Source organism: Allobosea sp. 01N443 (assembly GCF_056399325.1).
In genome coordinates this window covers 1-1,805 of record NZ_JBFTRC010000372.1, presented here as the reverse complement: position 1 = coordinate 1,805, position 1,805 = coordinate 1, and the positions used below count along the sequence as shown (strand labels likewise).

The window sequence follows — 1,805 nt, the reverse complement described above, 5'->3', positions numbered from 1 at the left end:
TGTCCGGATGCTGCGCCTTGAATGCCGGCAGGCGCGGAATCAGGAAGCGCAGCGCGAAGGTCGGCAGCACGTTGATGGTCAATCCGTATGCGTTCTGATCTTGGCGAAGGCGCGCGAGCAGCGTCCGCATCCGATCGAATGAGTGGCGCAACTCGACGAAGATCGCTTCGCCGCTCGACGTCAGCTGGATTGACGGCTTGGTGCGCAGGAACAGCRGAAAGCCAAGTTCCGCCTGCAGCAAGGACAAGGCGCGGCTGACGGCGCTTTGCGTGACGCCGAGTTCCGATGCCGCGCGTGTCATACTGCCGAGACGCGCCGTCGCCTCGAAGCTGCGCAGACCGTTCAGGGATGGGAAGTCAGGCATCTGACTCCATTGACATGATATTTAATCATGTCAATGGAGTCGTTCTCATAAGGCGCGTGCGACTCAAGCCTCCAGCAGGTATTGTCACGGCGTAGCGGAATTGTTGCGCCTCGATCGGGTTGGTCGGTTCCAGCATGAGTGCGCGTCATCGGCACGTAACCGCTGTACGCCGCTTACTCACGGCTTCGGTCAGAACTCCGGCCAGCGCACTCGTACGTGTGCTTCTGGGCAACTCGCCAATGTCTGCAAATGGCGCGGGCCGGAACTCGGCGCTTCTGACGCCGAACGACCGAGACGTGTGGAAATCAGAGTTCGCCAAGCGGCGAGGCGCTGCCTTTGGACTGTTTCTACGCCTAAGCGGGCGCCTTAGCCCGGGACGAAGCGGTTAAGCTTCTGCCTCTCCGGGGCTGATGCACTCTTTAATCGCCTGGGAAAAGGCGATGATCGTTGCCTCTCGGTCTTCGGCGCACATAGCTCGGAACAGATTCAGGAAGTCATCGGTGCCGATCTGCATAACAACCTTTGAATTGCCCCCTCCGGAAGCCATAACCCCGCGAACGGTGACACCACTCCGCCTTTGGCCATCCGGGCTTTTGCCAACCCAGGCACCGTGAGCGATCTCAACATTGCCTTCGTATTGCCAGCGGCCGCCGCCCTGTAGAGGCGCCCTCCAAAGCTGGCTGCGTTCACTCATGGTAGTTCCTCGATTTCTATCGGTCGGAAGCCCTGAGCCTGCGCGAGCACGGCCAACGCTCTTCTGTAGCTGGGCGCCTTTTACGTTGCTGCAGCCAGAACATCCACGGCTGCCGCGCTCCGGCATCAACAGTGAAGCCCGCCCAGCGGAACGTCCGCTTTGCGGCTGGATCTCAACCTGGCGCTTCTCGTACGCAGCTAGTCGCGCATAACGGAATGGCTCGAAGCAGCGCAGCCACATCATTGGTAGGATAGTTGCGGATGCGGCGCCCCAAGGGGAATTGCCATGCATGTCGAAACTCAAAGCCAACGGCAGCGGCAGGTTTGGAACACCGGTCGCATTATTGGACCCAGGCCGCCTCTGAAGCCGAGACACATTTGGGCCACCCGCACCCGGCTCCAGCATGACGGCCGGATCCGCGATTTGGCGATGTTCAATCTCGCAATCGATAGCAAACTGCGCGGATGCGATCTCGTTCGCCTCCGCGTGGCTGATGTCGTGCTTGGGGGCCTTCGAGCCTGGCATCCTCCCGCTTCGTTCGCCCCATTGGAAAGCTTGCCCCAATCAGGATTTCGTGGCGGCGAGGTCGCCCCCGATAACAAGGAGGGGTTGAGCTCGGGCTTTCACGGCTCGGACGAGTTCGCAGCCGGATTCCGGCTCAAGTGAAAGCAGCCCTGAAATGCAAAATGCCCGCCGTGAGGCGGGCATTCGCTCTTCGACCGAAGCTCAAGGGGAGGGAATCATGAG

Annotated in this window: 2 protein-coding genes and 1 pseudogene; 1 reads left to right on the top strand and 2 read right to left on the bottom strand. The window is 60.5% G+C overall.

All coding sequences use genetic code 11. The features are described from left to right. Both AC1DRP_RS36445 and AC1DRP_RS36440 read right to left on the bottom strand, forming a co-directional pair. Window positions 1-301: LysR family transcriptional regulator (locus AC1DRP_RS36445; protein ID WP_476771120.1), on the bottom strand; the 301-nt coding region annotated here is incomplete at its 3' end. A 448-nt stretch (window positions 302-749) separates the two neighbouring features. After that, entirely contained in the window at window positions 750-1,058 is a 309-nt protein-coding gene (locus AC1DRP_RS36440) for a hypothetical protein (RefSeq protein WP_476771119.1), read from the bottom strand. Between the two features lie 285 nt (window positions 1,059-1,343). Here AC1DRP_RS36440 and AC1DRP_RS36435 point away from each other — a divergent pair. Further along, window positions 1,344-1,565: pseudogene (locus AC1DRP_RS36435) on the top strand (integrase); the annotation flags it as partial. Window positions 1,566-1,805 lie beyond the last annotated feature (240 nt).

Excerpts from the sequence above, each read along its gene's own strand:
- AC1DRP_RS36440 (WP_476771119.1), bottom strand. The coding sequence starts at position 1,058 with ATGAGTGAACGCAGCCAGCTTTGGAGGGCGCCTCTACAGGGCGGCGGC.